Source organism: Leucobacter sp. 7(1) (genome assembly GCF_900163635.1).
Lineage (GTDB): Bacteria > Actinomycetota > Actinomycetes > Actinomycetales > Microbacteriaceae > Leucobacter.
Genome location: NZ_FUID01000044.1, coordinates 1 through 7,964, shown reverse-complemented (window position 1 = coordinate 7,964; position 7,964 = coordinate 1). Strand labels below are relative to the sequence as shown.

The following is a 7,964-nucleotide window of genomic DNA, read 5'->3' as shown; positions in this document are numbered from 1 at the left end:
ACGCCGCGCAGGTGTTCAATGGCCGCGTGGCCGCCGGTGATTCCATACGCGATCACGGTGGCAGGTTTCAGCTTCCACTCCACGGTGTGCCAGTCGAGCAGGCGTTTCAAGGACGCCGGGTAGGAATGGTTGAACTCCGGAGTGACGAATACGAATGCCTCTGCGCGAGCGATCCGCGAGCTCACCACCGTGCGCGGGCCGCCGCCGGGGGAGAGCTCGCGGTCATCGGGCAGGCTGATCTCGGCAAGATCGATCCTGTCGACGTCGACCCTCCCGCGACCGTGAAGCGCTGCCGCCACCCAGTCCGTGACACTCGCGCCGACCCGCTCGGCGCGGACGCTGGCAGAGATCACGGCGATCCTCGGCGCGCGTGGAGTCGCCGGGGACTCGGCCGTCGGCTGGAATCGTGTGGGAGGCGTCATAGTGCCCACTCTGCGGGTTGAACCTAGCTTGAAGTCAAGAACCGGTATCGATTCACACAGGCGACCGCGCCATGCGCCTGGATGACACCATCCTTGAAGAATTGCCACACGCAGCTCATGCTGAGGTTATGACGAATCTCGGGACGCACGAAGCCAGCATGCTGACTGTCGGCGAAGTGGCGAAGCTCAGCGACACGGCACCCTCCGCGATCCGCTTCTATGAACGCCAAGGCCTGATCGCGTCGCAGCGTACCTCGGGCAATCAGCGCCGCTACCAGCCGTGGGTGCCGTGCGTGGTGCGGGTTGCCCGGGTCGCGCAACGGGTCGGCCTGTCCGTGCGTGAGATTACCCGAGCGCTTGACGACGTACCCGAGCACCCGACGCCGGATGACTGGCAACGCCTCACCCTCCATCTCATCAGCGAGGCAGAACGCCGGATCGCTCAGCTCGAAGCGGCTCGCGCCGATCTTGCCTTTGGGGCGAAACTCTGCTAGGTGCCGCGCTCGGTGCGCTGAGCCCACGAAACGCAGATCCTTGTGTGATTGACTGCGCGGAGGGGACAGCCACGATGTCTGCGGTGTGCGGACGGGAAGCCGGTCGCCACGATGTCTCCCAGACTCGACGCGCTCCGCGCCTTGGTGACGGTAGTCCGCGGGGGATCGTTCACGGCGGCCGCGCGGCTCCTCGGGATCAGCCAACCCGCGGTGACAGCGCAGATGCGGTCCCTGGAGCAGGAACTCGGTGTCGAACTGTTTGTGCGCCACGGGCGGCGGATTACCCCCTCGGCGCGGGCGCGGGCCCTTGCCGATGCTGCGGCACCGCAGGTAGATCAGCTGGAGTCGATCATCCCGTCCATGGAAGCGGGGACTGGCGGTGCGCAACGTGTGCTGCACCTCGGAGGCCCGGCCGAGTATCTCACCTCGCGGGTGGTGCCGGTGCTGCCTCGCTTGGCCATACAGCACCGTGCCTTCCGCGTGGTTCCCGGACTCGCTGCGGAACTGTTGAACGGCTTGGCAGCAGGGCACACCGATCTCGTGGTGAGCACGGTGTTTCCCAGGCTGAGGGGAGTTGTCAGCGTTCCGCTCGTCGATGAGGAGTTTGTGCTTGTCGCCGCACCGCAGTGGCGTGACGTCCTCCCGGGCGACCGGCCGGCGACCGCGGAGGAATTGCGCAGCATCCCGCTCGTGGCCTACAGCGATGATCTCGCCATCGTGCGCCGCTTCTGGCGTACGGTGTTCGAGCGGCCGGCCACAGACCTCGAGCTCGTCGCCACGATCCCCAACCTGCAGTCGATCGCCGTGGCGGTCGTGGCCGGGCTGGGCATGTCCGTGCTGCCGCGCTACCTCATCGAATCCGAGCTGCGCCGTGGCGCGCTGCTCGCACTTCTCGAGCCGGAGACCCCGCCGCTCAACACCCTTCACCTCGCGACGCGGGCTGGCGTCCTCGCGCGGGATCAGTCGGTTCGCGCGGTGCACGAGGCGCTCCTCAGCGACGCGACCGCACGCGGCGAGCTCTAGCAGGCCAAGAACCTAGGGCGCGGCAAGCGTTGCGACCACCGCGCGTGCCAAGGCCCGTGCGGACTGCGGGTTCTGCCCGGTAATGAGACGCCCATCAACGATCACTTGCTCGGTGAAATTCGCCGCGGGGACATGGGTTGCGCCGCGGCGTTCCAGCTCATCAGCGAGGAGGAATGGCACCGCCTCTGACAGCCCGACGGCGACCTCTTCGGCGTTGGTGAAGCTCGCAACGCGCGCGCCCTTGAGGAGGGGGCGCCCGTCCGACAGTGTGATGTTGATCAGCGCAGCCGGCCCGTGGCACACCGCGGCGACGACCCCGCCGTGCTCAATGACGGCCCGCCCCAGTGTGGCGACCTCCGCACTATTCGGGAAATCCCACATGGTGCCGTGACCACCTACGAACAAGACGGCGTCGTAGTCAGCACCATCGAGCTTCGCGATCGCCGGAGTGTTCGCGAGCTGCCGGGCAACCCCCGGATCCCGCAGGAAGTCTTGCTGGGCTGGGTCGGTCTCGTCGCGGCCGTCCTCGGGTGGCGGTCCGCCCTGCACCGAGGCGAGGTCGACAGTGTAGCCAGCCTCCCGAAACACCTGCCACGGGTGCGCGGCTTCGGTGAGGTGGAATCCCGTGTGTCGGATTCCGGCCAGATCGTTTTGGCTCGTGAGTGCGAGCAGAATTCTCCCCGGGTTTGTCATCGTCGACACATCCTTTCTTCTGGTACGGCCCATCACGCGCTACGGTACGTGCCGGGTGAGGCGCAGGGAAATAGCTTCGGTGATGAGGCAGATCGCGATTTCGTAGTTGCCAACGGGCTTGGGTGGACTTCTGGCGCATTACCCGGAGAAACTTGCCATCTATAGAGGACAACTCGGTGCTAAAATGACAGCTATAGATGCCAAAATTTGGGAGGAGCGTCGAATGGTTGCCAGGACGTCACCGGCACGGAAACGGCAGCTCGAACGCTTCGGCGCACACGTGCGCGGTTGGCGGGAACTGCACGGGATCAGCGCTGCGGAACTCGCCCGTCGCGCGCATGTCACCCGGGATACGCTGCGTGCCATCGAAACGGGGGCCGGATCGCCGCGGCTCGACTCGGTGCTGGCCGTCGTGTCAGCGCTCGGCTTTGTAGACCACCTGGTCGCCGCGGCCGACCCGCTGGCGACGGAGACCGGTCGGACTCTCGCGATGGACGCGGTGCGGAAACGCGCATGAACCTCCGCGACGAACTCGACGTCTACGTCGAGGTGGACGGGACTTCGATCCTGGCGGGCCGACTCCGTGCCTCGTTTGGGGCCGGTCGAACGCTCGGGGGGACCACCTTTACCTACGACCGAGACTATTTCAGGTCCCCTGGCGCATATGAGCTCGACCCGAAGCTCACGCGTAGCCGAGCCCCGCACCGCGCCGGCGAGGATCAGCTGCTGTTCGGTGCGTTCCAAGACCTGACGCCGGATGACTGGGGTCGGCGAGTGATCGATGCGAGCTTGGCTCTGGCCCGGCAGGCCAGGGCCGAGATTCCCGGTCGGGTGGGAGAGTTCGATTACCTCGCGCTGGCGGCCGACGAAACGCGACTCGGAGCGCTTCGCTTCCGGGATCCCTCGGCAGGGGAATGGCTAGGGCCTGCTCACATACCTGAATTGAGTGCCCTGGGCCTCGATGCAGTCGCTGCCGCTGCGGCACGACTCGAAGCCCATGATGCGACCGAGGCGGATCTTGAATTGCTCGGTGCGCCGGGGACATCGGCAGGTGGTGCGCGTCCCAAGGTGAGCGTATACATTGACGGCGAGCTGCGGCTCGTGAAGCTCCCGTCCGAACGTGACGGCGGTCGGGACGGTGAGGCGTGGGAGTTCGTTGCGATGACACTCGCACGAACCGCCGGCATCCACGTCCAAGAGGGGACGTTGCTGCGTACCTCGGACGGGAAGTCGACGCTTGCGCTGCGAAGGTTTGATCGGACACCGAGTGGCGGGCGGATCGGATTCATGTCGGCACGTACGGCGCTCGAGATCGGGGATCAGGAACACGGTCAGTTCACCTACGAGGACCTGGCGGATGTCACGGATCACCTGACCCACGGCGAAGCCGCACAACTCCGGGACCTGTTCAAGCGGGTCGCGCTGAACGTGCTGATCACCAACACTGACGACCATTGGAAGAACCACGCCTTTCTTCGGGGCGGTGGCGCTTGGCAGCTCAGTCCTGCGTATGATCTCAACCCATCGCACGCTGGTGGGGCCTTGGTCGCCCGGCCAATTTCCGCCCGGGACGATCCGCGAAATCGCGACATCCGGAACTTGATCGCCACGGCCGGAACTTACCGACTGACTGCCGCTGTAGCAGGTGCTGCGCTCGCGGAGGTGGCCGACGCCGTCGAGGCGTGGCCGGAGGTCGCGCAGGCGGCGGGGATTTCCGCCCCGGAGATTCGCTCGATGGCTCGGTCGTTCCCCGAGGATCAGCGGGCGCACGCGCGTGCCGCGGCGAGCGGCGAGTCGCAAGTGCACGTCGATGTCGGGGCACCGCGTGCGCGCCAGAGCCTCGCGTCGAGCAGCGTGCCCAGCGCAGTCTGGGTGGCACCGCACATGCGAAATGGCCGCCAGGTCGCGGGGTTCTGGCGTCGCCGCGAAGAACGCTAAGCGCTCGGCTTCGCTAGCTCCGCAACTGCGCCTCGGCGACGGACTCCTGGATCTCTTTCGCGGCCGTTTCGGGGTCGCTCACTGACAGGACAAGCTCATGGAAGTGCTGCCCGGGGCCGAGGAAAACTCGGAGCGCCGGTGCCGGCCCGGAGGTGTTCCAGAAGTGCTTTGCACCGCTGGGGTGAAAGGTGCCCGCGTACTTTGCCCCGGCGCTCAACCCGGGCCCCCGCCACCCCATCGGCAACAGCATCGGGCGCGCCTCGACGGTCACTGCTGAAATGCTCGCAAGCGGCACCTCGAGTCTCCGACGGAAGCTCCAGATGCGGTCCCAGCCGATGGGTTCGACGATGAGCACGTCCGCCGTGATAGTGAGGCGGTTTCGGTGCTTCAGTTGGCTCACCATGTGGTTCAAGAGTTCCTCTTCGAGTTGGGGGCTGGAGTGGGTGCACGGTCATCGTAACCGTCTCCGGAGTGAGGGAGCAGCTTGCTATTTCAGCCCGGTAACGATCCTGGAATCGGTGCTGCTTCGCGGGTACGGTCGGGACGTGTCACGCCGCATCACCTGAGAGGAGGAGCCGCATGTCGCTGCCACATCGCGAGGCCGGTGGGTGGCGGAGGATCCCGCGCAGGCGATTCTGGGGGATCAGCTCCGCGGCCCTGGTGGTGATTGCGGTCCTAGTGCTCCCGATCCCGTTCACGGTGCACGGCGGGGCCGCGTGCACCGCCGACCCCGTGGCGACGTGTGAGTCGTTTCGCGAGACCGAGTGGGTCTCACTGTGGAAACTGCTGAGTCGGTGACCGATCACGCCCCCGCGTGGGCCCGCGTCTGTGCCCACGCGCGCGGTGACTGCCCCACGCGCTGGGCGAAGAGGCGCGAAAATGAGGTTCCGCTGTAGCCCACGGCTGTCGCGACGTCGATCACGGCGTGGTCGTGCAGGAGGAGCTGCTGTGCGACAGTGATCCTCCACCCGATCAGGTACTCGTGTGGCGGGACCCCGACAAGCTCTCGGAACCGGAGCGAAAACGCGCTGCGGGAGAGGTGGGCGATTTCCGCGAGTTCAGCGAGCGTCCAGGGGTGCTCCGGCGACTCGTGCATTGCCGTGAGCGCGCGGGCAAGCTGCGGCTGTGCGAGGCCGGAAAGAAGGCCCGAGGTGTGTGGATGCCGACCGGCCTCGGGGTGTTCCAGCAGGTGGCGGATCAGCTTGATCAGCACGATCTCGAAGAGTTTATCGATGACGTGACGGTGGCCGCACAACGGCGATGACGCCTCCGTGGCGAGAAGCTCCAGGGTTGATCCGAGCCCGGGAACCTCAGCGAGTGGCACGATCACGTGTTCGGGAAGCATACCAACGAGCGGGTGGGCCTCGCCGCCAGCAAAATCGAGTGTCGCGCACGCCAGGTCCGCGGTCGCGCCCGCGGGGACGGTGAACGCGTGCGGAGTGGCGTGTGGGAAGAGCAGCACCGAGGGTTCCGCGACTCTCACTGGGTGGGGGGATCCCGGGGGCGTGAATGAGACTTCGCCTGCTCGGAGGACGTGGAGAAAGCCGGTTCCCGGTCTGGGGTCATAGCGCTGCGACGTGCACACCTGGCCAATGTGGAACTGCCGTGCCTGGACGCGGAAACGCTGGAGGAGGGCATCGAGGCGGTCGGAGATCTCCATCTGTACAGCTTAGACGATCAGATAAATAACCTGGCTGTTCTGTGCCAGATCCTCTTGAATGCCCGGTCAGGATGGAGTGACAGGCCCCGATTGGGGCATGAGTAGAGGAGAGACAATGAGTGCGATTCAGCCGATCACCCTGGATACCGCAACCCCGGCGGTGCAGGCCACCCTCACAAAGATCACGGGGGCGTTTGGAACGGTGCCGAATATGTTCGCGACTGTTGCGAACTCCCCGGCCGCCCTCCAGTCCATGTGGGGTTCCTTCGGGGCCTTCTCGACCGGTGCGCTCGGTGCCGCGCTCACCGAGCAGATCGCGGTCGCCGTCGCCAATCGGAACCGCTGCGAATACTGCCTTGCCGCGCACACGGCTCTCGGCGCCCAGGCGGGCCTTACTTCCGAACAGCTCTCTGCAGCGCAGCTCGGCAACGCCGAAGACTCTAAGACCGCGGCACTCCTCCGCTTTGCCCTCGTCCTCGTCGACGAGCGCGGCGCAGTCGACCAAGCCGCGTTTGCAGAGTTGCGGGATCTCGGCTGGAGCGACGAGCAGATCGTCGAGACTGTCGCCCAGGTGGCCCTGAATATCTTCACCAACTATGTGAACATCGCCCTCGCGGTTCCCGTCGACTTCCCCGAGGTCCCGTTCCAGTCCTAGCCGGGCTCCGCGGATCCCCGCACCGTCCGATCCACCGGAGCCCGCCGCATCCATGCGGCGGGCTCCGGCATCACAACCGTTGGGAGCGCCCGTTGGCGACCGATCTCATTAACACCGTCGAGATGTACCTCCGGACCATTCTTGACCTTGAAGAAGAGGGAGTGCCTGCCCTGCGGGCACGGCTCTCCGAACGGCTAGGACACGCCGGCCCGACAGTTTCGCAGACTGTGCTGCGGATGCAGCGACGCGGCCTCGTTGAGATCGCGTCGGATCGGGTCCTCGAACTCACGGCGCGGGGGCGCGCGCTGGCGGTGTCCGTACTGCGCAAGCACCGTATCGCTGAGCGATTCCTGACCGACGTCGTTGGACTCGAGTGGGCCTATGCGCATCAGGAGGCGTGCAAGTGGGAGCACGTGATGAGTGACCTTGTGGCAGAACGGTTGTTCGCGCTGCTGGGCGGCCCGCGGTGCTCGCCCTACGGGAACCCGATCCCGCAGCGCCCGGCGAGCTGTGGTGTCCGCGTACCCTATGCGTATCCGCGGCAGCGGGCACAGGCGCTGGCGCAGCTGATGCGGGAAAATACGCTTCCGCAGCGCGTCACCTTGGTGTGGGTATCGGAAGGGTTGCAGGCCACGGTGGGGGCCTTAACGGATCTCTACGCGCAGGGCGTGACACCGGGGTGCGCGTTGATGATCCGGCGTCGATCCGGCGGTGCGGCCCGAGTCCGAACCGACAACGAGACTCCGAGTGGCATTCGCCCGGAACTCTGGCCACACCTGTTTGTCCAGGTGGACCCCGCATGATCTGGTCGGCTAGCTGATGAGCGTCAGAAACCACAATCCAGCGAACGCGAGCATGCCCGACATGGTCACGACAAACGCAGCACCCAGGGGCATCGCGATGACGATGATGGGATCCCCGCGGAGCAGCTCAACAGACCGAGCCGAGAACATCCAGAGCACCGGTCTACCCGGGGTGAGACCCCGGGTAGACCGGTGCTCTGCTCCGGCACGTGCGCGCTAGGTGTACCCGGCCATCAGGTTGGTAGCAGCCGGCTGATCGGTGGCCGGCCTCCAAGT

At 66.0% G+C, this 7,964-nt stretch carries 12 protein-coding genes; 7 read left to right on the top strand and 5 right to left on the bottom strand.

The genetic code is table 11. The features are described 5' to 3' along the window. Positions 1–422: NADPH-dependent FMN reductase (locus FM113_RS08750; protein WP_140393319.1), on the bottom strand; the 422-nt coding region annotated here is incomplete at its 3' end. Positions 423–550: 128 nt separating this feature from the next. Here FM113_RS08750 and FM113_RS08745 point away from each other — a divergent pair. Then, complete coding sequence (locus tag FM113_RS08745; RefSeq protein WP_217895985.1) at positions 551–916, top strand: MerR family DNA-binding transcriptional regulator; 366 nt, start codon at positions 551–553, stop codon at positions 914–916. A gap of 111 nt (positions 917–1,027) precedes the next feature. Next, on the top strand, positions 1,028–1,939 hold the full coding sequence (locus FM113_RS08740; RefSeq protein WP_087013671.1) for a LysR family transcriptional regulator: 912 nt from the start codon (positions 1,028–1,030) through the stop codon (positions 1,937–1,939). Between the two features lie 12 nt (positions 1,940–1,951). Here the strand turns inward: FM113_RS08740 and FM113_RS08735 are convergent, their stop codons facing one another. After that, positions 1,952–2,632, bottom strand: a complete 681-nt coding sequence (locus FM113_RS08735) for a type 1 glutamine amidotransferase domain-containing protein (RefSeq protein ID WP_087013669.1) — start codon at positions 2,630–2,632, stop codon at positions 1,952–1,954. Between the two features lie 223 nt (positions 2,633–2,855). Here FM113_RS08735 and FM113_RS08730 point away from each other — a divergent pair, with 223 nt between their 5' ends. Both FM113_RS08730 and FM113_RS08725 read left to right on the top strand, forming a co-directional pair. After that, positions 2,856–3,149: a helix-turn-helix domain-containing protein gene (locus tag FM113_RS08730; protein WP_087013666.1), complete on the top strand. Its 294-nt coding sequence runs from the start codon at positions 2,856–2,858 to the stop codon at positions 3,147–3,149. Continuing rightward, complete coding sequence (locus FM113_RS08725) at positions 3,146–4,570, top strand: type II toxin-antitoxin system HipA family toxin (RefSeq protein WP_087013663.1); 1,425 nt, start codon at positions 3,146–3,148, stop codon at positions 4,568–4,570. Before FM113_RS08730 ends, FM113_RS08725 begins: the two co-directional genes overlap by 4 nt. A gap of 13 nt (positions 4,571–4,583) precedes the next feature. Here the strand turns inward: FM113_RS08725 and FM113_RS08720 are convergent, their stop codons facing one another. Beyond that, on the bottom strand, positions 4,584–4,973 hold the full coding sequence (locus tag FM113_RS08720) for a hypothetical protein (protein ID WP_087013659.1): 390 nt from the start codon (positions 4,971–4,973) through the stop codon (positions 4,584–4,586). 176 nt (positions 4,974–5,149) lie between these two features. Here FM113_RS08720 and FM113_RS08715 point away from each other — a divergent pair, with 176 nt between their 5' ends. Continuing rightward, the gene (locus FM113_RS08715) at positions 5,150–5,368 is read left to right on the top strand and encodes a hypothetical protein (RefSeq protein WP_087013655.1); all 219 of its coding nucleotides are present in this window, start codon (positions 5,150–5,152) and stop codon (positions 5,366–5,368) included. A 4-nt stretch (positions 5,369–5,372) separates the two neighbouring features. On the opposite strand, the gene FM113_RS08710 is transcribed toward FM113_RS08715, so the two are convergent. Beyond that, the gene (locus FM113_RS08710) at positions 5,373–6,230 is read right to left on the bottom strand and encodes an AraC family transcriptional regulator (protein WP_087013652.1); all 858 of its coding nucleotides are present in this window, start codon (positions 6,228–6,230) and stop codon (positions 5,373–5,375) included. Positions 6,231–6,345: 115 nt separating this feature from the next. Here FM113_RS08710 and FM113_RS08705 point away from each other — a divergent pair, with 115 nt between their 5' ends. Then, positions 6,346–6,885 (top strand): carboxymuconolactone decarboxylase family protein, encoded by a 540-nt coding sequence (locus FM113_RS08705; protein WP_087013649.1) that lies wholly within the window; start codon positions 6,346–6,348, stop codon positions 6,883–6,885. Between the two features lie 92 nt (positions 6,886–6,977). Then, entirely contained in the window at positions 6,978–7,688 is a 711-nt protein-coding gene (locus FM113_RS18570) for a metal-dependent transcriptional regulator (protein ID WP_303394012.1), read from the top strand. Positions 7,689–7,697: 9 nt separating this feature from the next. On the opposite strand, the gene FM113_RS18130 is transcribed toward FM113_RS18570, so the two are convergent. Then, positions 7,698–7,838 carry a hypothetical protein gene (locus FM113_RS18130; RefSeq protein WP_176387135.1) on the bottom strand — a complete coding sequence of 47 codons (141 nt, stop codon included), beginning with the start codon at positions 7,836–7,838 and terminating at the stop codon, positions 7,698–7,700. Positions 7,839–7,964: the final 126 nt, after the last annotated feature.

What these genes read in the sequence shown, in the direction of transcription:
- FM113_RS08745 (WP_217895985.1), top strand. Translation starts at nt 551, where the DNA reads ATGACGAATCTCGGGACGCACGAAGCCAGCATGCTGACTGTCGGCGAA.
- FM113_RS08740 (WP_087013671.1), top strand. Translation starts at nt 1,028, where the DNA reads ATGTCTCCCAGACTCGACGCGCTCCGCGCCTTGGTGACGGTAGTCCGC.
- FM113_RS08735 (WP_087013669.1), bottom strand. Translation starts at nt 2,632, where the DNA reads ATGACAAACCCGGGGAGAATTCTGCTCGCACTCACGAGCCAAAACGAT.
- FM113_RS08730 (WP_087013666.1), top strand. Translation starts at nt 2,856, where the DNA reads ATGGTTGCCAGGACGTCACCGGCACGGAAACGGCAGCTCGAACGCTTC.
- FM113_RS08725 (WP_087013663.1), top strand. Translation starts at nt 3,146, where the DNA reads ATGAACCTCCGCGACGAACTCGACGTCTACGTCGAGGTGGACGGGACT.
- FM113_RS08720 (WP_087013659.1), bottom strand. Translation starts at nt 4,973, where the DNA reads ATGGTGAGCCAACTGAAGCACCGAAACCGCCTCACTATCACGGCGGAC.
- FM113_RS08715 (WP_087013655.1), top strand. Translation starts at nt 5,150, where the DNA reads ATGTCGCTGCCACATCGCGAGGCCGGTGGGTGGCGGAGGATCCCGCGC.
- FM113_RS08710 (WP_087013652.1), bottom strand. Translation starts at nt 6,230, where the DNA reads ATGGAGATCTCCGACCGCCTCGATGCCCTCCTCCAGCGTTTCCGCGTC.
- FM113_RS08705 (WP_087013649.1), top strand. Translation starts at nt 6,346, where the DNA reads ATGAGTGCGATTCAGCCGATCACCCTGGATACCGCAACCCCGGCGGTG.
- FM113_RS18130 (WP_176387135.1), bottom strand. Translation starts at nt 7,838, where the DNA reads ATGTTCTCGGCTCGGTCTGTTGAGCTGCTCCGCGGGGATCCCATCATC.